This is a genomic window from Nonomuraea sp. GTA35 (assembly GCF_041950525.1).
Classification (GTDB): domain Bacteria; phylum Actinomycetota; class Actinomycetes; order Streptosporangiales; family Streptosporangiaceae; genus Nonomuraea.
Genome location: NZ_JBGNUV010000019.1, coordinates 107,935 through 125,920, shown reverse-complemented (window position 1 = coordinate 125,920; position 17,986 = coordinate 107,935). Strand labels below are relative to the sequence as shown.

The window sequence follows — 17,986 nt, the reverse complement described above, 5'->3', positions numbered from 1 at the left end:
CCGGGAATCACGAGCCTGCGCTGGTCACGGTACGGATGGCCGCGGGAACGGCGGTGGCCACGTCGGCGGCGGCCAGCGGGGCGCCGTCGGCGGCCAGGTGCCCGGCCAGCCCGTGCAGGTAGGCGCCGCACGAGGCGGCGTCGTAGCAGCTCAGCCCCTGGGCCAGCAGCGCGCCCGCCAGCCCTGACAGCACGTCGCCGGTGCCGCCGGTGGCCAGCCAGGGCGTGCCGGTGACGTTCACCCGCGCCGGCCGCCCGTCCTCGGCCACCACCGTGGTCGAGCCCTTGAGCAGCACGGTCACGCCCAGCTCCGCGGCCGCCCGCCGGGCGTGCTCCAGCCGGGCCGCCTCGATGCCGGCGCGGTCGGCGCGGATCAGCCTGGCCAGCTCGCCCGCGTGCGGGGTGATCAGGACAGGTGCCGCCCGCCGCAGCAGCTCTCTGTCCCTGGCCACCAGGGTCAGCCCGTCGGCGTCGACCAGCACGGGCACGTCGGTGGCCAGCACCCTGGCCGCCAGCTCGTGCGCCCAGTCGTCGGTGCCGAGCCCCGGGCCGAGCACCCACGCCTGCACCCGGCCCACGTGCTCGATCGAGGGCTCGTCGAGGAGCGTGACCACGGCCTCCGGCCAGTGCGCGCGCACCTGGGCGAGCGGCGCCTCGCGGCCGGCGTACCGCACCATGCCCGCGCCGCCCCGCAGCGCGCCGCCCACGGCCAGCACGGCCGCGCCGGTGAACAGGTCGCTGCCCGCCGCGACGCCCAGCACCCCTCTGCGGTACTTGTCCGACTCCTCGCCCGGGCGCGGGACCAGGCCGGCCACGTCGCGGGCGGTGAGCGCCGCGACGTCGGGATCCGGCAGGTACTCCCCCAGTCCGATGTCGATCAGCCGGACGTCCCCGGCGAAGGCGGCGCCGGGGTCGACCAGCAGCCCCGTCTTGTACGCCCCCATGGTGACGGTCACCCCGGCCCGGACGGCGGCCCCCGCCACCTGCCCGCTGCTCGCGTCCACCCCGCTGGGCACGTCCACGGCCACGACCGCGCCGCGGGCGGCGTTGGCCTCCTGCGCGAGCCGCGCGTACGGCTCCCTGAGCGCGCCCGCGGCCCCGATGCCCACGAGCCCGTCGACGATCAGGTCGGCCCGCTCGATCGCGGACGCCTCGGCGACCCGCCCGCCGGCGTCGAGCAGCGCGCGCAGCCCTGCCTCGTGCGTCCTGGACCCGGCGAGCACGGCGTCCACCCGGGCTCCGCGCCTGGCCAGCCGCTCGCCGGCGTACAGGGCGTCGCCGCCGTTGTCGCCGCTGCCGACGAGCAGCACCACGCGTCTGCCGTAGACCCGGCCCAGCAGGTCGGCGCAGACGGCGGCGAGCCCGACAGCGGCCCGCTGCATCAGCGTGCCCTCGGGCAGCCGGGCCATGAGCGCGTGCTCGGCGCCCCGGATCTGGTGGGCGGTGTAGGCGGTACGCATGATCCGAAGCTATCCCTCCGCGATCACGTAGGCCACGGCCACGCCCGCGTCGTGGCTGAGCGAGATGTGCCAGCGCTTGACCCCGAGCCCGTACGCGACCTCGGCCACCTTGCCGGAGACCCGCAGCTCGGGCTTGCCCAGCTCGTCACAGTGCACCTCGGCCTCCAGGTGCCCGAGGCCCTTGGGCGCGCCGAGCGCCTTGGCCACGGCCTCCTTGGCGGCGAACCTGGCGGCCAGCGACTGCACCGGCAGCGGCCGCTCGCCCTCGGTGAACAGCCGCTCCCTCAGCCGCGGCGTACGCTCCAGCGCCGCCTCGAAACGGGCGATGTCCACGACGTCCACGCCGATACCCAGGATCATCGTCCCAATCTATTAGAACGGCCCGCGCTCCCACGGCCCCCAGATCGCGATGGACATGCCCTGCTTGGCCTGCAGGTTGACGTAGAGCGTGTGACCGCCGGGGCCGAACGTGGTGCCGGCGAACTCGGCGCCGTCGTCACCCGCGATGGGCTGCAGCCGGCAGAAGTCGAAGATCTCCCCGCTCTTCGTGAGCCCGCGCAGGTAGTTGTCCTCGCCGCCGTCCTCGCACAGCACCAGCGTGCCGCGCCTGCTGACCGTCACGTTGTCGGGCAGGTCGAGCACCGACGAGCGCGGCGACTCGTAGACGAGCCTGAGCCGCCCGCTCCACGTCTCGTACGCCCACACCTGCCCCCGCCCGTCGCCGAACCCGTCGGGCGCCCGCTCGCCCGGCGCGGTGGCCCCGCCCTGGGTGGAGACGAAGTACACGGTGCCGTGGTGGTGCACCGCACCCTCCAGCCGGGCGAAGATCGCCGCCCCCTTCTTCCTGCCCTGCCTGCCCACGGCCTGGGCGGCCTCGTCGTAGGCGGTCCTGCCGGTGAAGTCGGGGTCGGGGTCGTCGATGTCCACCCAGGTGGTCCCGTACGCGGCGCCGGGCTCCTGTCCCTTCGACAGGTCCGCGCGGTCGGTGCCGTCCACGGCGAGCATCTGCAGCCGGCCGCCGTCGAGCAGCCGCCCGGCCAGGATCGGGTGCTTGGGCGGCAGGTAACGGTAGAAACCGGAGGGGAAGGAGTAGTTGTCCTCGGTCAGGTAGATGGCGCCCGAGGAGGGGTCGAAGGCGGCGGACTCGTGCGGGAAGCGCCCGGCGGCGCGGATCGGCCTGGCCGTGGCGGCGCGGGCGACCGGCACCTCGAAGAGGTAGCCGTGCTTGCGGGTGAGCCTTGAGTTGTCGTCGCCGGAGCGGTCGTTCACCACGTCGGGGCCGTTGACCGTCTCCTCGCAGCTCACCCAGGCCCGCCAGGCCATGGGCCCGCCCGAGCAGTTCATCATCGTGCCGTTCAGCGACGGCGCGCTCCTGATCACCTCGCCGTAGCGGGTGACCTGGAGCGTCGAGGTGCCGCCCCCGGCCATCGGGTCGTAGGCCTTGCGCCTGTCGCCGAACGCGCCCACCGGCCCGTCGACCTCGTGGTTGCGGATGAGGACGGCGCTGCCCTTGGGGCCTGAGAAGGCGGCCATGCCGTCGTGCTTGCCCGGCACGGTGGACCCGTCGCTGTACCTGTCACCCGCCACGCTGAACGAGCGGTATCTGAACCCGTCGGGCAGGTGCAGCCGCGCCTTCCCGTCACGCAGGTCGCGTACGGGGCGCAGCGGGCCGTACCCGCGCACGGGGTCGGCCCCGCCCTTCGCGCCGGCGCACGCGACGCCCGCGAAGGGCCCGGCGATCCCGGCGACGACGTTGGAGATGAAGCGACGACGGTCCACGGAATACCTCCCGTCGGGGACAGTAGCCGCCGGTCAGCCGTTGCACGCCCGTTTCGCCAAGACCCATCTTCCTTCCCCGAACTGGCTCTCGGCAATCCCACGTCTTTGTCCACAGGCTGTGGATCCCTGGGGGACGCCCCGGCCGAGGTCCGGTTCGCGGCACATCGCTACGCTGCCTAGGTGAATAACGGCTACGTGGAACTGAGCAGGGAGCAGTGGAGCGAGCTCCGCAAGAACACGCCCTTGACTCTCACCGCAGACGAGCTGGAAGAGCTACGCGGCGTCGATGATCCCATCGACCTCACCGAGGTCACCGACATCTACCTCCCCCTGACCCGGCTGCTCAACCTGCACTTCACCGGGTCCAAGCAGCGCAGCAGCGTGCTGAGCGCGTTCCTCGGCAAATCCGATCAGCGCGTGCCGTACATCCTGGGCATCGCGGGCAGCGTCGCGGTCGGCAAGTCGACCACGGCGCGCCTGCTGCACACCCTCCTGGCCCGCTGGCCCGAACACCCGCACGTGGAGCTGATCACCACCGACAGCTTCCTCTACCCCAACGCGGTGCTGGAGGCCAAGAAGATCATGCATCGCAAGGGTTTCCCCGAGAGTTACGACCGGCGGGCGCTGGTCAGGTTCGTGGCGGAGGTGAAGGCGGGCGCGGCGGAGGTCAAGGCGCCCATCTACAGCCACCTCGAATACGACATCGTCCCCGGCGCCCACCAGACCGTGAAAAGTCCCGACATCCTGATCATCGAGGGCCTCAACGTCCTCCAACCGGCCCCGCCCACGTCCCTGGCCGTCAACGACTACTTCGACTTCTCCATCTACGTGGACGCCAAGGTCGAGGACATCCGCACCTGGTACGTCGAGCGCTTCCACAAGCTCCGCCGCACCGCCTTCGAGGACCCGAAGTCGTACTTCCGGCACATCGCGGAGCTGTCCTACGACGAGGCCACGGCCTTCGCGCGCAACGTGTGGCGCGACATCAACGAGCGCAACCTCGTCGAGAACATCGCCCCCACAAGGGGCCGCGCCGACCTCGTGCTCAAGAAGGGCGCCGACCACTCCGTACGGCGGGTGCGGCTCCGCCAGACCTGAACGCCTCCTCGAACAGGTAGCGGGCGAACCTGCCCGCGCACTCCTGGTCGTCGAGGTCGGCGAACCAGCACTCCTCGCCGTGGTCGTGGCACCAGATCCAGATCATGTGAGGGAGCTTCGCGTACCGGTATCAACGCCTCGTCAAGATTCGTTCGACACAATGGCTGCGTGCTTCATCTGCGACTGATCGTCCCGTCCGCCCGCGCCGACGAGGCGGTCGAAGTGCTGGAGGGCTGCCCGGGCGTCACCAACCTTGTCGTGCTGCCCGGTGCGGCCCGCGAGCCGCGCGGCGACGTGATCCTCTGCGACGCGGCCAGGGAGGCGGCCAACGAGGTCCTGGGCAGGCTCAAGTGGCTGGAGACCGAGGGCTCCATCGCCGCCGAGCAGGTCGATCTGTCGCTGTCCAGGGCGGCGGAGGAGGCGATCGAGGAGGCACCCGGCGATCCCGACGACGCGGTGGTCTGGGAGCACCTGTCGCAGCGGGTCTACTCCGAGTCGCGCGTGACCTGGGCGTACCTGGCCTTCCTGGCCATCGCCACCCAGCTCGCGGGCATCGCCATCCTGCTGGACTCCCCCATCCTGATGATCGGGGCGATGGTGCTCGGCCCGGAGTTCGGCCCGGTCGCGGCCATCTGCTTCGGCCTGCTGCGACGCAGGTGGCACCTGATCGTCACGGCGATGCGGACGCTGGTCATCGGGTTCCTGGTGGCGATCGCGATCACGTACGCGTGCGCGTTCGTCTCCCATCACTGGGGCTGGTTCGACATCGGCGACCTCACCACGAACGAGGAGTTCCAGTTCATCGTCAAGCCCGACCGCTGGTCGTTCATCGTGGCGGTGCTCGCGGGCGCGGCCGGGGTGCTGTCGATCACGGCGGGCAAGTCGTCGGCGCTGATCGGCGTCTTCATCTCGGTCACCACGGTGCCCGCCGCCGGCTACGTGGCCGTGGCGATGGCCGTGTCGGACTGGACGGAGGTCGCGCCCGCCGTCTCCCAGCTCGGCCTCAACATCCTGGGGATGATCCTCGCGGCCACCGTCACCCTGGTGGTCCAGCGGAAATTCTGGCCTCAAGTAGGACGCCGTTCATCCATATGACCGAGGCCACACCGCCGGCCCGGCTAGTAGGGTCCGGCACATGCACATCCTCGCCACCGAGGGGCTGACCAAGCGTTTCCCCACCGTCACCGCGGTCGACCAGCTCACGGTCACCGTGGGACCCGGCGTGACCGGGCTGGTCGGAGCGAACGGCGCGGGCAAGTCGACGTTGATCAAGATCCTGCTCGGCCTGCTGCCGCCGTCCGGCGGCAGCGCGCGCGTGCTGGATCTGGACGTCACCGCCCAGGGCGCCGAGATCCGCCGGCTCGTCGGCTACATGCCCGAGCACGAATGCCTGCCCCCCGACGTCTCCGCCACCGAACTGGTCGTCCACCTCGCCCGGATGTCCGGCCTGCCGCGCACCGCGGCCCGCGAGCGCGCGGCCGACGTGCTGCGCCACGTCGGCCTGGCCGAAGAGCGCTACCGCCCCGTGGGGGGTTACTCGACCGGCATGAAGCAGCGCGTCAAGCTGGCCCAGGCGCTCGTCCACGACCCCAAGCTGATCTTCCTCGACGAGCCGACCAACGGCCTCGACCCGCGCGGCCGCGACGAGATGCTCGCGCTGATCAGGCGCATCGGCACCGAGTTCGGCATCAGCGTGCTGGTCACCTCCCACCTGCTCGGCGAGCTGGAGCGCATCTGCGATCACGTCGTCGTCATCGACGCGGGGCGGCTGCTGCGCTCGTCGGCGATCGGCGAGTTCACGCAGGCCACGCAGACGGTGACGGTCGAGGTGGACGAGGGCCTCGACGAGCTGGCCGCCCGGCTGTCGGCCGGCGGGCAGACCGTCTCGCGGCAGGGACGCCTGCTGGTCGTCAAGGTGCTGGGGCCCGAGACGTTCGACGCGATCCGCGACGCCACGGCCGAGCTGGACCTGGCCCTCATCCGCCTCGAACAGGGACGCCACCGCATCGAGGACGTCTTCAGGGAGGAGGTGGCGCATGTCTGAGATCTACGACATCGGCTATCGCCACTACGACGGCCCCCGGCTCGGCCGCGGCTACTCGACCAGGGCGCTGGCCGTCCACAGCCTGCGCGGCGTCTTCGGCCTCGGCCGCCCGGCCCGCAGCAAGATCGTGCCGTTCGCGCTGGCCGCCATCATGATCATGCCCTCCATCGTGGGCATCGCCATGATGGCCCTGATCCAGCAGCGCGGCATCCCCTACAGCGGCTTCGCGGTCGTCATGCAGGCCGTGGTCGCGATCTTCCTGGCCGCGCAGGCCCCCACGGTGGTCGCGCCCGACCTGCGCTACCGCGTGCTGCCGCTCTACCTCTCGCGGCCCGTCACGATCGCCGAGTACGTCGGCGCCAAGGTGGCGGCGATGACCGTGGCGGTGTTCGCGCTGATCGCGGTGCCGCTGACGCTGACCTACCTGGGCGAGCTGGTGGTGGACATGCCGGGGCCGCCGGCCACGGGCGAGTACCTGGGCGCCGTGCTCATGGCGCTGCTGCTGTCGGTGCTGCTGTCGGCGTTCGGGCTGGCGCTGGCCTCGTTCACGCCGCGTCGGGGGCTCGGCGTGGCCTCCGTGATCACCGTCTACCTGCTGTCGTCGGCCTCGGTCCCGATCGTCTACGGCTCGCTGTACTCGACGGGCAACGAGTCCGCGGCCGCGTGGGCGTGGCTGGCGAACCCGTTCTGGCTGGTCGACTCCGTGCAGCACTGGCTGTTCGGCACCTCGCCGCACTCCATCGAGAGCGCCGCCTACCCGAGCGGCCCCGCCTCGGCCGCCGTCCTGGTGCTGCTGATCGCCGCCGGCCTGGCCGCCCTCGGACTGCGCTACAGGAAGGCGGCCGCGCGATGAAGATCGAGCTCTCGCAGGTGTCCCGCTGGTACGGCAACGTGGTGGCGGTCAACGACGTCACGATGACGATCGGGCCCGGCGTCACGGGCCTGCTCGGGCCGAACGGGGCGGGCAAGTCGACGCTCCTGCACATGATGGCAGGCTTCCTGTCCCCGTCGGGCGGCACGGTCACGCTGGACGGCGCCGCCGTGTGGAAGAACCACCACATTTACCGAAATATCGGCTTAGTGCCGGAAAAGGAGGGCGTATACGGCTTCCTGACCGGCTGGCAGTTCGTCCTCTCCGCCGCCCGCCTCCACAACCTGCCCGACCCGGTCGAGGCCGCCCGCAAGGCCCTGGCCACGGTGGAGATGGAGGAGCCGAAGGACCGGCGCGTCGAGACGTACTCGAAGGGCATGCGCCAGCGCGTCAAGGTCGCCGCCGCCCTCGTCCACGACCCGCCCGTCCTCCTCCTGGACGAGCCGTTCAACGGCATGGACCCGCGCCAGCGTCTCCACCTCATGGACCTGATCAGGAGCATGGGCACGGCGGGCAAGACGATCCTGTTCAGCTCCCACATCCTGGAGGAGGTCGAGCGGGTCGCCCAGCACATCGAGGTGCTGGTCTCGGGCCGGCACGCGGCGTCGGGCAACTTCCGCGAGATCAGGCGGCTGATGACGGACCGGCCGCACCTGTTCATGATCCGTTCCAGCGACGACAGGAGGCTCGCCGCCGCCCTCGTCCGCGACGCCTCGACCGGCGGCATCACGCTGCGCCCAGAAGGCCTGGAGGTCCAGGCCACCGAGTTCCGCCGGTTCGCCCGCCTCCTGCCCCGAGTGGCTCAGGAGGAGGGCGTGCGCCTCCACGAGGTCTCCCCGGCGGACGAGGACCTGGAGAGCGTCTTCTCCTACCTGATCAACAGGAGCACCTGAATGAACACCGTGGTGGCGGGCATCACCTACCGCGCCCTGCTGGGCCGCCGGCGCATCATCCTGCTCCTGCTGCTCCCGCTCGCCCTGATCGCCCTGGCCGTGTTGTTCCGCCTCGTCGGCAGCGGGGACCAGCGCTCGGCCGTGCTGCTGCTGCAGAGCTTCGCCATCAGCACCATGCTGCCGCTGCTGGGCCTGATCGCGGGCACGGGAGTCATCGCCCCGGAGATCGACGACGGCACCATCATCCACCTGATGTCCAAGCCGATCTCGCGCCCGGTCATCATCCAGACGAAGTTCCTGGTCGCGGCCTCGCTGCTGGCCGTGTTCGGGGCCGTGCCCACCTACGTGGCGGGCTGGCTGCTGATCGGTGGCGAGGACGGCATCGCGGCCGGCTTCGCGGTGGGCACCCTGGTCGCCGGCATCGCCTACGCCGCCGTCTTCCTGCTGCTCGGCGTCGTCACCCGGCACGCGGTCACGATCGGCATCATCTACGCGCTGGTCTGGGAGAGCCTGGTGGGCAACCTCATCCCGGGCGCCCGCAAGTTCTCCATCCAGCACTGGGGCCAGTCGATCGCCGACCAGCTCAGCGACTCGCCCTTCTTCAAGGCCGACGTCACGCTCGGCTTCGCCATCCCGGCCCTGCTCGTGGTCACCCTCGGCGCGGTCTTCTGGGCCGGCCGGCGCCTGCGCGTCTTCTCGCTCACCGGCGACGAGTAGCCGACATGCGTACGGCCCGCGGGTGACATCCCCGCGGGCCGTACAGGAAGGGTCGTTCAGACGCAGGCCGTACGCACGACGTCGGCCAGCCGCCCCGCCACCTGCGTGGCATGCTCCTCGGAAGCGGCCTCCACCATGACCCGGATCATGGGCTCGGTCCCGCTCGGCCGGATCAGCACCCGGCCGGTCTCCCCCAGCTCCGCCTCCGCCTCCGCGACGGCGGCGACGAGCTCGGGCACCGAGGCCTTGCCCTTGTCGACGTCCTTGACGTTGATCAGGATCTGCGGCAGCGGCGTCATCACCGCGGCCAGCTCCTTCAGCGGCACGCCCGACTTGGCCATCACGCCCAGCAGGTGCAGCGAGGTGAGCAGGCCGTCGCCCGTGGTGGCGTGGTCGAGCATGATGACGTGCCCCGACTGCTCGCCGCCCAGGTTGAAGCCGTCGGACTTCATCCGCTCCAGCACGTAGCGGTCGCCCACCGCGGTCTCCACCACGGTGATCCCCGCGTCGCGCATCGCGAGCTTGAAGCCCAGGTTGGACATCACGGTCGCGACCACGGTGTCCTTGGCCAGCGTGCCCTCGCCGTGCATGGCGGCGGCGAGGATGGCCATGATGTGGTCACCGTCGATGATCTCGCCCGTGTGGTCCACCGCCAGGCAGCGGTCGGCGTCGCCGTCGTAGGCCACGCCCAGGTCTGCCCCGCGCGAGATGACGACCTGCTGGAGCTTGTCCAGGTGGGTCGAGCCGTGGCCGGCGTTGATGTTCAGGCCGTCGGGCCTGGCACCGATCGCCTCGACCCTGGCTCCCGCGCGCAGCAGCGCCTCGGGCGCCACCATGTGGGCGGCCCCGTGGGCGCAGTCGACCACGATGTTCAGCCCGTCCAGGGACGCGCTCATCGTGGTCAGCACGTGGGAGATGTACCGGTCGGCCTCCCCGTAGGCGTCGCGCACGCGGCCGACGCCGGAGCCCACGGGGAAGCTCCACTCCTCACCGAGCCGCCGCTCGATCTCGTCCTCGACGGCGTCGGACAGCTTGAAGCCGCCGCGCGCCAGGAACTTGATGCCGTTGTCGGGCGCCGGGTTGTGCGAGGCCGACAACATGACGCCGAGGTCGGCGCCGAGCGCGGCGGTGAGGTGGGCGACGGCCGGGGTGGGCAGCACGCCGAGGCGCAGCACATCCACTCCAGACGCCGCGAGGCCGGCGACCACGGCGGCCTCGAGAAACTCTCCCGAGGCACGCGGGTCCCGGCCTACGACCGCTACCGGACGGCGTCCGGTAGCGGCGAACGCGCCTGCATCGCCGAGGACGTGGGCCGCCGCCACGGACAGATCCATGGCGAGCTCCGCCGTGAGGTCGCGACCAGCGACCCCACGTACCCCGTCGGTGCCGAAAAGGCGCGCCAACTTAGCGCTTGCTGTACTGCGGAGCCTTACGGGCCTTCTTGAGGCCGTACTTCTTCCGCTCCGTGGCGCGGGCGTCACGGGTGAGGAAGCCGGCCTTCTTCAGCGGCGGGCGGTTGACCTCGACGTCCAGGATCGCCAGCGCGCGGGACAGGCCCATGCGCAGCGCGCCGGCCTGGCCGGTGACGCCGCCGCCGTCGATGCGGGCGATGACGTCGAACGCCTCCTCGGCGCCGAGCACCACGAAGGGCTCGTTGACGATCTGCTGGTGGACCTTGTTCGGGAAGTAGACGTCCAGCGAACGACCGTTGATCGTCCACTTGCCGGTGCCGGGGACGATGCGCACGCGGGCGATCGCCTCCTTGCGGCGGCCGGTGCCGTACGAGTTGCCCGTGGTGACGGGCTTGCGCACGGGAGCGTCGGCGCTGGCGGCGGACTCGGTGGTGTACTCGGACGGGAAGTCCTCGCCGGAGAATTCCTCCAGCTCGGCCGTCTCTACGACCGTCTCGACACCGGTGGGCTCAGCCACGGTTCTCCTCTAACTCTTTCGAACTACTACTGGGCGATCTGGGTGATCTCGAACGGCACCGGCTGCTGGGCCTGGTGCGGGTGCTCGGAACCCGCGTAGACCTTCAGCTTCTTGGCCATCTTCCGACCGAGGGAGTTCTTCGGCAGCATGCCCTTCACGGCCTTCTCGACGGCCTTGTCGGGGCGCTTGTCCATGAGCTCGCCATAGCTGACGGAACGCAGACCGCCCGGGTAGCCCGAGTGGCGGTACGCCTTCTTCTGCTCACGCTTGTTACCGCTCAGCGCGATCTTGTCGGCGTTGATGACGATGACGAAGTCACCGGTGTCGACGTGGTTCGCGAAGATCGGCTTGTGCTTGCCGCGGAGCAGGGTCGCGACGTGGCTGGCCAGCCGGCCCAGCACGACATCGGTCGCGTCGATGACGTACCACTGACGCTGGACGTCGGCGGGCTTCGGTGAGTACGTGCGCACGGTCGTAGCCTTCTTTATGCTCGCGTCTTCGGCGCTGTCGGATGCGACAGCTACATTGGTCGGTCGGTGCGGGCACACGACGGCCCGGACCTTCCGTCTCCTCAACACGGGAGATGACGCCGGACGCGCCGCGCATTGGTCACGCTGGACCTATGCACACAACGAACCTAAGCTACCCGCCCAAAGGCGTGCAGGTCAAAGTGACCGGTAACCCGAGGCGAGTCTACCCGACCGCAGAACGGTTCGATTTCGTTTCCCTGGGACCCCTTCTTTCCCAGGACCAGACATCTCTATCGTTAGCGGCGGTATGTGGCGGATCTCTCACACCCGGCAAACCCAGCGCGGCCTTCGGCGCCGGAGCCGCTTGGGCGTGCTGACCTGCCTCTTGGCCGTGCTCTTCACGGGCGTGCTCATCGGCCGGCTGACCGACGGCCCCGAGCCCACCCCGCACGTCTACCTGAACGAGACCGCCCCGCCCGCCGCCGCCACCGCCAACCCCGCGCCCACGACGGCCAGGAAGGCGCAGCCGCAGGCCGAGCGCATCCCCCGGGGCATCACCACGAAGGAGTCGCCCCGCGACACGGCCACGCCCAGGCCCACCAGGACGCCCAAGGACCAGATCGACGGCTTCAACACGCAGGACGACCCCGCGGTGGTCGTCGATCCCCACGACGACGGGGTGCGGGTCGTGGCGGGCCTGGCGTCCCGGGTCGTCTCCCTGACCAACTCCGCCCGGGCCCGGCGCGGCTGCGGGCCGCTGCGGGTGGACACCGCGCTCACCCGCTCCGCGCGTGCGCACTCGCTCGAGATGGCCCGTACGGGGCGGCTGTCGCACAACTCCCCCGACGGCGCCTCGCCCTGGGACCGGATGGAGCGCGCCGGATACCGCTGGGGCGCCGCCGAGAACATCGGCGCCGGATACGACACCGCCGAGGAGGCGGTGGACGGCTGGATGGCCAGCCGCGACCACCGCAAGAACATCCTGGACTGCCGCCTGAAGGCCATCGGCGTCGGCGTCGCCTCGGGCCCCGGAGGACCATGGTGGACTCAGGACTTCGGAACCCAATGACGAACATCACGGTAATGTCGCCGCATGGTTTCCAACGGCAGTGGGGAACGTGAGAACGGCACGGGCAGCGCCCCCTACGGGATGGGAGGCGGCCCCAAGGGTCCGGGCGGCGCTCCCAGGGGCGGCTCTCCCGCAGACGGTGCCCCCTTCGGTGGCGGTCCCGCTGACGGCGGTCCTGCCGGCGGTTCCTTCATGAACGACGGCCCCTCGGGCAACGCATCCTCCGGCGGCTTCTTCACCAGCCGCGGCCCGGCGAACGACGGCCCCTCGGGCAACGGATCGTCCGGCGGCTTCTTCGCCAACGGCGGCCCGGCGGACGACGCCTCCTCCGGCAACGGATCGTCCGGCGGCTTCTTCAGCAACGGCAACCCCGCGAACGACGGCCCTTCCGGGGGCGGATCCACCGATCCCTTCGGCAGCAGGCCACGTGACCCCTTCGACAGCGGGCCCGGCGGCTTCGGCGGCCCCTCCGGCAGCTTCTTCACCAGGGGCGGCCCGCCAGAGGGCGGCCCCGCAGGCCCCGCAGGCGGCGGGCCGGCGGGCGGCGCACGCCCGGGCGGCCCGGGAACCGACGAGCAGGGCAGCCTCTTCATGAGCGGCGGCCCGGGGGGCGGCCCCGGCGGACCCGGTGGAGGCCCCGGCAACAACGGCCCCGGCGGGGGCCCTGGCAGTGGCGGCCCTGGAGGCGGCGGTCCCTTCGGCGGCGGCGGGCCTGGCGGCACCCCTGGCGGCGGCGGCCCTGGCGGCGGTGGTGGCCCTGGCGGCGGTCCAGGCCCCCGTGGCACCGGCGGTCCCGGGGGGCCCGGCGGCGGTGGCCCTGGTGGCCCCGGTGGCCCCGGCCCGGGCGCGCAAGGCCCCGGCGGCGACAGGCCCTCCGGCGGCCCTCCGAGCGGTCCGCAGCCCGGCGGCGGCTTCTTCGGCGCCGACCCGTTCGGCGGCGACCCCTTCTCCGGCGGCCCCTTCGGCGGCGGCGGGCCGAACGGCCCCGCCCCCGGCGGGCCTGGTGGCCCAGGCCCGGGCGGGCAAGGCCCTGGCGGCGGCCCCGGCGCTCCCGGCCCTGACGGACGCCCTGACGGACGAGGCCCAGGTCGCCGTGGAAAGCGCGCTGCCGACTCCGAGGACAGCGGGCCCGGCACCCGCGGCAAGGACCCCTTCGCCACCGACGACCCCGGCGACGACGCGTTCGCGCCCAGCAAGGGCCGCCGTTCCCGCAAGGACCGCAAGGCCTCCGACGACGACACCGGCAAGAACGACAAGGACGACACCTCCCGGAGCCCCCAGAGCCGAGTCGGCTGGAGCCCGTACGACGAGGGCACCCGCTCGCGCGGCCCGCTGCTGGCCACGATCGGCGGCGTGGTGGTGCTCGGCCTGCTCGGCGGCGGCCTCTACCTGATGTGGAACGCCGAGACCCCCACCTCCGCCGAGACCGCCGCCCCCAGGCAGACCTCGGCGCCGCTGCCGTCGGCCCCGCCCGGCAGGTACGGGTTCGCCGCCGACCGCGAGACCGACCCCGACGCCATCTCGGTGAAGGAGTTCTTCGGCTCGAAGAAGAAGTTCACGGTCTCGGGCCGCGGCTACGAGATGACGGTCACCAGCAAGGACAAGAAGTGCGACGACGGCGCCCTGGGCGATGGCCTCAAGAAGGCGCTCAAGTCCGCCAAGTGCAACCAGTTCCTGCGCGCGAGCTTCCGTGACAAGGCCGGCAAGGTGATCGGCACGATCGGCGTGGCCAACCTCAGCACGAGCAAGAACGCGAGCAAGGTGGCCAAGAGCGGCAACGACGAGAACTACGTCAAGCCGCTGGCGGGCAAGGACAGCGTCACGAAGCTCCTCGGCTCGGGCGCCGGCGGCGCGAAGGTCTCGACGTTCGGGCACTATGCGATCTTGGTCTGGTTCCAGAACAAGGACGGCACGAAGCCCGACTCGAAGGGGTCGAAGCGGATCTCCGAGGCCATCAACGACATCACCAAGGCCACCGTGTTCCAGGCCCTGGACCATCGGGCACTCACCGGCAGCGCGCTGAGCTGAGCGGTCTTTGTGGGGCATATGCGCCTGTAGGGGACTCGTGATGCCTTCGGGAACGCCCATACCGACATAACGATCTCGCTACTCTCGCTAGGCTCCAGCTATGCGTGGCCAGGAACCCGGGTCTGAGCACGATCGCAGGGACGCCGACCGCTCGGCCGTCCCCGCGACGCCACCGCCGAGCTTCGGCCAGACCAACGGGCAAGACGTTCCAGCGGCGTTCACTCCATCCGACGAGGCAACGGACGCCGGGGCGCGTCCCGTCCCACCCGTCCTGCAAGGGCCGATCTCCGATGAGGAGACGTCGCCCGGCGCCCAGCCATGGGAAGTGCCGGGCGACGACGCCGCCCCGTACGACTGGTTCTCCGACCCCATCCACCCCGACCACGGGCCCTCCGGCTCACCGCAGGCCGACCAGCACGCCTTCGGCCGGCAGCCGGACCGGGAGCCACCCACCGGCCATCACGCCTTCGCACAGCAACAGCCCGGCTGGGAGCCACCCGCCGACCACACGCCCCTTGGCGCGCCACCCGCCGACCAGCATGCGTTCGACCCGCAACCGCCCGGCCCAGCGCCATCCGCCCCCCACCCTCCGTCCGCCGCCCAGCCGGACCAGCACCACAGCACGCAGGCCGCCCAGCCGGACCAGCACCACGGCATGCAGGCCGCACAAGCAGGCCAGCACTACGGCATGGAGCCTGCACAGGCAGACCAGCCTCATGGCGCGCAGGGCGCCCAGGCGGACCAGCCCCTCCACCCGCGAGCGGCCCAGGATGCGCCCGCCGACCAGCCCTTCGGCACGCAGGCCGCCCACGAGGCTCCTGCCCACCCGCCCTTCACCCCGCCCGCGTACCAGCAGCCGTTCGCCGCGCCCCCGACCGGTTTCACCCCCTTCGGCACGCCCGAGTCCGACCACCCGTGGCAGGCGGACGACGACCGGACCCGCCCGGGCCGCATCCAGGACATCCGCCCCTGGGACCAGCCGGAGAACGAGCCCGGCCGGAACACGGGCCGATGGCCGGTGGAGCCGGTGGTGCCGGGCGCGCCGCCCTGGGAGCCGCCGCCCGCGTTCACGGCCGCCGCGGCGGGCATGCCGGCCTGGCCGGCCCCCGTCTCCGACCCGCACGCCATGCCACCCTGGCCGGCCGCCACGGGCGAGCTGGAGGCCGAGCCCGACGAGCCGAGCCTCCCCCCGCCCTTCGACGCGAACGCCACCAACCCCGAAGGTTTCGCCCACCCGGCCCACTACTTCGACCCCGAGGCCGCGAAGCGGGACACCTCCCACCACTCGGCCCAGGGCACGCCCGCGCCCACCGAGCAGGACGCCACGAACCCCGCCGGCCCCCGCCCCGGCCACGTCACCACCAGCTCGGGACCGGATGACGCCACCACGCCCCCTGACGGCGTGCACCCGCAGCCGGACCGATCCGGCGAACCGGGCACCGCCCACCCGAGGCCCGGCCAAGACGGCCTACCGAACGCCATCCACCCCGGACCCGGCCAAGACGCCACATCAGGTGCCGCCCACCCCGGACCCGACCAGGACGGCACGCCTGGCAATGTCCCCCCGGCCCCCGGCCAGGAACCCCCTCGCCCCGGCCAGGACCAGCCCGCCCCCGCCCGGCAGAACGACCTCGAGCCGGACGACACCCGGCTGGCCCTGCCCTTCCCGACCGCCCCGGGCGGCGAGCCCTCGCCCCTCGCGGCCCCCGTGGCAACGGCGGAAGAGCACCCCGGCGACCAGGGCCCGGCTCACTACTTCGACCCGAACGCGGCCGGCCATGACGCCGCCGCCGCGAATCCGTCCATCCGCCCACCGGAGCCTGGCGACGTACCCGTCTGGCCCCCCACACCCCCCACCGGTGACAAACTGCCCGAGCTCCCGTTCTCCAGAGACACCTGGGGCCAGCGCCCGTCCACGTCGTTGGACGTGCCCAGGCCCCCGGCAGGCGGCCCGGCCTTCCCGCCGGGCGCGTTCAAGCAGCCTCCGTTCCAGACCCCGCCCCCACCCCCACCACCGGCGAAGAGCAAGCGGGCCTTGCTGGTGACACTGGGCGCGCTGGCCCTGGCGGGCGTGGCGACGGGCGGCTTCTTCGCCATTCAGGCCGTGAGCGGCGCCCCGCCCACCACGGCCGCGGCCCGCTCCACCCCGCCACCGACCATCGCCGAGCAGTCCCCGCCCGCGGAAGGCGCCGGCACGTCGATACTCAACTCGGAGCAGACCGACCCGCAGAAGCTGTCGCTGTCGGAGGCGTTCCCGAAGAAGAAGGTCGGCGCGGCGGGCACCACGTTCACCAGGGTCAAGGCCGACATGGAGACGACCTGCGAGAAGGCCGCCACGGGCGAGTTCGCCGACGCGCTGAAGGAGCAGAAGTGCAGCCGGGTCCTGAGGGCCACGTACGTCGACAGCAAGCGCCGCTACGCCGTCACCACCGGCATCGCCGTGCTGCCTGACAGGAACGCCGCCACCACCGCCGACCAGGCGAAGAACCTCTCCCGCAACATCTGGTTCCGCCCGCTCCCCGGCCCGGAGGACTCCGGCGGCGAGCGCGTGCACATCGCGGGCGGGTACGCGGCGGGCCTGGTCTGGGGCCGCTACATCGTCTTCAGCTACGCCACCCACGCCGACGGCCACACGCCGGAGGCCAAGGACAAGACGTTGCCCAAGGTCAGCGGGGCGTTCCGGGACCAGACCTCACTCGTGCTCGAGCGCCGCATCACCAAGGGCTGAGGCCGCCGTCCGCACTCGCCGCGTGGCCAGCGCCCGCGCGGCGAGCTCCGGCTCCGGCGGGTACCCGACCTCTTCCAGGCACAGCCCGTGCGCGGGCGCGACGTGCACCCCGGAGTCCCGTACGGCCGCCGTCAGCACCTGCCCGGGCCACTCCACGGGCCGCCGCCCGTCACCGGCCGCCAGCAGCGACCCGACCAGCGCCCGCACCATCGAGTGGCAGAACGCGTCGGCCACCACCGTGGCCTCCAGCACCCCGTCGGGCAGGCGGGTCCACTCCAGCCGCTGCAGCTCCCTGATCGTCGTGGCCCCCTCGCGCTTCTTGCAGAACGCCGCGAAGTCGTGCTCGCCGATCAGCCGCGACGCGGCCGCGTTCATCGCCCCGAGGTCCAGGGGCCGGTTGTGCCAGACCACCTCGCGCCGCCGCAGCGGGTCGACGCCGCCGGGAGCATCGCTCACCCGGTACGCGTACCGCCGGAACATCGCGGAGAACCGTGCGTCAAAGCCCTCAGGAGCCACTGAGACGCGATAAATGCGTACATCTGGCTCCAGGACCCCACCGAGCCGTCTCACGAGCGCAGCGAGCCGCTCATCGACGCCCAGGGGCCCGCGGTTCCCGTCGAGCTCCCCCAGCGCCGGCTCCGGCACGTCCACGTGGGCCACCTGCCCCCGCGCGTGCACCCCGGCGTCGGTACGCCCGGCCACGGTCAGCATGGCGGGCCCGTCGAGCCGCAGGATCCGGCCGAGCGCCAGCTCGATCTCCCCCTGGACCGTGCGCAGCCCCGGCTGCCTGGCCCATCCGGAGAAGCCGGTCCCGTCGTACGCGAGATCGAGGCGGAGCCGTACCACGATGGTTCTCCCTCACCTATGGAAAAGGGCCCGAACCCCCGCAAGGGGATCCGGG

General features: G+C 72.0%; 17 protein-coding genes. 9 read left to right on the top strand and 8 right to left on the bottom strand.

Annotated elements, in window-relative coordinates:
* Positions 1–7 precede the first annotated feature (7 nt).
* Genes ACBJ32_RS51950 through ACBJ32_RS51940 form a run of 3 tightly spaced genes read right to left on the bottom strand, consistent with a single transcriptional unit; the run spans position 8 to position 3,238 of the window.
* Positions 8–1,459 (bottom strand): NAD(P)H-hydrate dehydratase, encoded by a 1,452-nt coding sequence (locus ACBJ32_RS51950; RefSeq protein ID WP_375133196.1) that lies wholly within the window; start codon positions 1,457–1,459, stop codon positions 8–10.
* 9 nt (positions 1,460–1,468) lie between these two features.
* A complete protein-coding gene (locus ACBJ32_RS51945; RefSeq protein WP_357886271.1) occupies positions 1,469–1,819 on the bottom strand; it encodes a holo-ACP synthase in 351 nt (116 codons plus the stop codon).
* A gap of 12 nt (positions 1,820–1,831) precedes the next feature.
* Positions 1,832–3,238, bottom strand: coding sequence for a PhoX family phosphatase (locus tag ACBJ32_RS51940; RefSeq protein ID WP_375133195.1), 1,407 nt, complete (start codon positions 3,236–3,238; stop codon positions 1,832–1,834).
* Between the two features lie 195 nt (positions 3,239–3,433).
* Between ACBJ32_RS51940 and coaA the strand changes: the two genes are divergently transcribed.
* On the top strand, positions 3,434–4,336 hold the full coding sequence (gene coaA, locus ACBJ32_RS51935) for a type I pantothenate kinase (protein WP_375133234.1): 903 nt from the start codon (positions 3,434–3,436) through the stop codon (positions 4,334–4,336).
* On the opposite strand, the gene ACBJ32_RS51930 is transcribed toward coaA, so the two are convergent.
* Complete coding sequence (locus ACBJ32_RS51930; RefSeq protein ID WP_357886267.1) at positions 4,284–4,442, bottom strand: hypothetical protein; 159 nt, start codon at positions 4,440–4,442, stop codon at positions 4,284–4,286. The two genes, coaA and ACBJ32_RS51930, sit on opposite strands and share 53 nt — an antisense overlap.
* Before the next feature lie 62 nt (positions 4,443–4,504).
* Between ACBJ32_RS51930 and ACBJ32_RS51925 the strand changes: the two genes are divergently transcribed.
* The 5 genes from ACBJ32_RS51925 to ACBJ32_RS51905 are packed head-to-tail and all read left to right on the top strand — an operon-like array spanning position 4,505 to position 8,861.
* Positions 4,505–5,431, top strand: a complete 927-nt coding sequence (locus ACBJ32_RS51925) for a DUF389 domain-containing protein (RefSeq protein WP_375133194.1) — start codon at positions 4,505–4,507, stop codon at positions 5,429–5,431.
* A 40-nt stretch (positions 5,432–5,471) separates the two neighbouring features.
* Positions 5,472–6,380 (top strand): ABC transporter ATP-binding protein, encoded by a 909-nt coding sequence (locus ACBJ32_RS51920; protein WP_357886263.1) that lies wholly within the window; start codon positions 5,472–5,474, stop codon positions 6,378–6,380.
* Positions 6,373–7,233, top strand: a complete 861-nt coding sequence (locus ACBJ32_RS51915) for an ABC transporter permease (protein WP_375133193.1) — start codon at positions 6,373–6,375, stop codon at positions 7,231–7,233. Before ACBJ32_RS51920 ends, ACBJ32_RS51915 begins: the two co-directional genes overlap by 8 nt.
* Positions 7,230–8,144: an ABC transporter ATP-binding protein gene (locus ACBJ32_RS51910; protein WP_357886259.1), complete on the top strand. Its 915-nt coding sequence runs from the start codon at positions 7,230–7,232 to the stop codon at positions 8,142–8,144. The genes ACBJ32_RS51915 and ACBJ32_RS51910 overlap by 4 nt, the downstream gene beginning before the upstream one ends.
* Positions 8,145–8,861 carry an ABC transporter permease subunit gene (locus ACBJ32_RS51905; protein ID WP_357886257.1) on the top strand — a complete coding sequence of 239 codons (717 nt, stop codon included), beginning with the start codon at positions 8,145–8,147 and terminating at the stop codon, positions 8,859–8,861. It abuts the gene before it with no gap.
* 56 nt (positions 8,862–8,917) lie between these two features.
* Here ACBJ32_RS51905 and glmM read toward each other — a convergent pair whose 3' ends face one another.
* The 3 genes from glmM to rplM are packed head-to-tail and all read right to left on the bottom strand — an operon-like array spanning position 8,918 to position 11,260.
* Entirely contained in the window at positions 8,918–10,264 is a 1,347-nt protein-coding gene (gene glmM / locus ACBJ32_RS51900; RefSeq protein ID WP_375133192.1) for a phosphoglucosamine mutase, read from the bottom strand.
* Between the two features lies 1 nt (position 10,265).
* Complete coding sequence (rpsI, locus tag ACBJ32_RS51895; RefSeq protein ID WP_253752783.1) at positions 10,266–10,790, bottom strand: 30S ribosomal protein S9; 525 nt, start codon at positions 10,788–10,790, stop codon at positions 10,266–10,268.
* Between the two features lie 26 nt (positions 10,791–10,816).
* On the bottom strand, positions 10,817–11,260 hold the full coding sequence (rplM, locus tag ACBJ32_RS51890) for a 50S ribosomal protein L13 (RefSeq protein ID WP_106236123.1): 444 nt from the start codon (positions 11,258–11,260) through the stop codon (positions 10,817–10,819).
* Between the two features lie 370 nt (positions 11,261–11,630).
* Here rplM and ACBJ32_RS51885 point away from each other — a divergent pair, with 370 nt between their 5' ends.
* From ACBJ32_RS51885 to ACBJ32_RS51875, 3 genes are all read left to right on the top strand, one after another.
* Positions 11,631–12,329, top strand: a complete 699-nt coding sequence (locus ACBJ32_RS51885; RefSeq protein ID WP_375133191.1) for a CAP domain-containing protein — start codon at positions 11,631–11,633, stop codon at positions 12,327–12,329.
* A gap of 192 nt (positions 12,330–12,521) precedes the next feature.
* Positions 12,522–14,357, top strand: a complete 1,836-nt coding sequence (locus ACBJ32_RS51880) for a hypothetical protein (RefSeq protein ID WP_375133190.1) — start codon at positions 12,522–12,524, stop codon at positions 14,355–14,357.
* A 325-nt stretch (positions 14,358–14,682) separates the two neighbouring features.
* Complete coding sequence (locus ACBJ32_RS51875; RefSeq protein ID WP_375133189.1) at positions 14,683–17,085, top strand: hypothetical protein; 2,403 nt, start codon at positions 14,683–14,685, stop codon at positions 17,083–17,085.
* Here the strand turns inward: ACBJ32_RS51875 and truA are convergent.
* The gene (gene truA, locus ACBJ32_RS51870) at positions 17,050–17,931 is read right to left on the bottom strand and encodes a tRNA pseudouridine(38-40) synthase TruA (protein ID WP_375133188.1); all 882 of its coding nucleotides are present in this window, start codon (positions 17,929–17,931) and stop codon (positions 17,050–17,052) included. The two genes, ACBJ32_RS51875 and truA, sit on opposite strands and share 36 nt — an antisense overlap.
* Between the last annotated feature and the right edge of the window lie 55 nt (positions 17,932–17,986).

Coding starts and splice junctions, on each gene's coding strand:
- ACBJ32_RS51950 (WP_375133196.1), bottom strand. CDS start 1,459: ATGCGTACCGCCTACACCGCCCACCAGATCCGGGGCGCCGAGCACGCG.
- ACBJ32_RS51945 (WP_357886271.1), bottom strand. CDS start 1,819: ATGATCCTGGGTATCGGCGTGGACGTCGTGGACATCGCCCGTTTCGAG.
- ACBJ32_RS51930 (WP_357886267.1), bottom strand. CDS start 4,442: ATGATCTGGATCTGGTGCCACGACCACGGCGAGGAGTGCTGGTTCGCC.
- ACBJ32_RS51920 (WP_357886263.1), top strand. CDS start 5,472: ATGCACATCCTCGCCACCGAGGGGCTGACCAAGCGTTTCCCCACCGTC.
- ACBJ32_RS51915 (WP_375133193.1), top strand. CDS start 6,373: ATGTCTGAGATCTACGACATCGGCTATCGCCACTACGACGGCCCCCGG.
- ACBJ32_RS51910 (WP_357886259.1), top strand. CDS start 7,230: ATGAAGATCGAGCTCTCGCAGGTGTCCCGCTGGTACGGCAACGTGGTG.
- ACBJ32_RS51905 (WP_357886257.1), top strand. CDS start 8,145: ATGAACACCGTGGTGGCGGGCATCACCTACCGCGCCCTGCTGGGCCGC.
- ACBJ32_RS51880 (WP_375133190.1), top strand. CDS start 12,522: ATGAACGACGGCCCCTCGGGCAACGCATCCTCCGGCGGCTTCTTCACC.